Origin of the sequence: Seonamhaeicola sediminis, from assembly GCF_004358095.2 — a bacterium.
GTDB classification, from domain to species: domain Bacteria; phylum Bacteroidota; class Bacteroidia; order Flavobacteriales; family Flavobacteriaceae; genus Seonamhaeicola; species Seonamhaeicola sediminis.
On sequence record NZ_SMZJ02000039.1, the window covers coordinates 1 to 949 of the forward strand.

At 35.1% G+C, this 949-nt stretch carries 2 pseudogenes; both read left to right on the top strand.

The window, feature by feature from the left end:
* Positions 1-561: pseudogene (locus tag E1J38_RS15015) on the top strand (IS3 family transposase); the annotation flags it as partial.
* Positions 561-949 (top strand): annotated as a pseudogene (locus E1J38_RS15020) (transposase); the annotation flags it as partial. The pseudogenes E1J38_RS15015 and E1J38_RS15020, both read left to right, overlap by 1 nt.

The window sequence follows — 949 nt, forward strand, 5'->3', positions numbered from 1 at the left end:
ATGTGTAAATTACTTGGTTATAGCAAACAAGCTTATTATAAGCGAGAGAACAAACAATTACACCAAAGCTTTGTTGTCGCTCAAGTTAAGTCTATGGTTATAGATATACGATGTAAACTACCTCGATTAGGCACAAGAAAACTCTATCATTTAATCCAGCCAAAAATAGAGCGTCAAGGCATAAAAGTGGGAAGGGATAAGCTCTTTGACATTTTAAGGCAGGAAGGGCTACTGGTAAGAAAGCGAAGAAAATATACAAAAACCACAAACTCTAAACATTGGATGAAAAAGTATCCAAATCTCACAAAATCTTTTAATCTCAATAAACCAGAACAGCTTTGGGTAGCAGACATAACCTATCTACAGACTAAGCAAGGTCACGAATACCTGCACCTGATAACAGATGCTTATTCTAAACAGATTATGGGTTATGAACTTACAGATAATTTAAAAGCATCTTCTACGGTTAGAGCCTTAAAGATGGCTATCAGTAATAGAAAGTATAAACATCCATTAATTCATCACTCTGATAGAGGTTTACAGTATTGCAGCCATGAGTATACTCATNCACAAACTCTAAACATTGGATGAAAAAGTATCCAAATCTCACAAAATCTTTTAATCTCAATAAACCAGAACAGCTTTGGGTAGCAGACATAACCTATCTACAGACTAAGCAAGGTCACGAATACCTGCACCTGATAACAGATGCTTATTCTAAACAGATTATGGGTTATGAGCTTACAGATAATTTAAAAGCATCTTCTACGGTTAGAGCCTTAAAGATGGCTATCAGTAATAGAAAGTACAAACATCCATTAATTCATCACTCTGATAGAGGTTTACAGTATTGCAGCCATGAGTATACTCATATATTGCAGCAAAACAATATCCAAATAAGTATGACTGAGCAATATGACCCTTATGAAAATGCAGTAGCGGAAAGAGT